1 protein-coding gene is annotated in these 263 nt (G+C 57.0%); it reads right to left on the bottom strand.

Annotated features, from left to right (window positions below; all coding sequences use genetic code 11):
- Nucleotides 1–263 (bottom strand): circularly permuted type 2 ATP-grasp protein (locus AWR36_RS15985; RefSeq protein ID WP_141398550.1); only part of this gene is annotated, 263 nt, incomplete at both ends.

Below are 263 nucleotides of genomic sequence, written 5' to 3'. Positions count from 1 at the left end.
CACCAGTTCATTCAGGTGCTCCAGTACATACTGTCTGTCTTTTTCCACACTGCACAGACAGCTGGGAACATTCTGCACCAGCGGTTCCTCGTCCAGATAGAAGCGAATGATGTCCGGCACGTAGGAATACACCACCTTATCGTCCGCCACGCCACAGCCCGGCGCATTGGCGATGGCGACGTTTCCGGCTTTCCAGGCGCGCATCAAACCGCGCACGCCCAGAGCGGAATCTTCACGGAACACTTCTGGATCCAGGAAGGCGT

Origin of the sequence: Microbulbifer flavimaris (assembly GCF_001641755.2) — a bacterium.
In the GTDB taxonomy this organism is placed as follows: domain Bacteria; phylum Pseudomonadota; class Gammaproteobacteria; order Pseudomonadales; family Cellvibrionaceae; genus Microbulbifer; species Microbulbifer flavimaris.
Note: the sequence above shows the minus strand (reverse complement) of the source record. Positions and strands in the feature narration are given on the sequence as shown.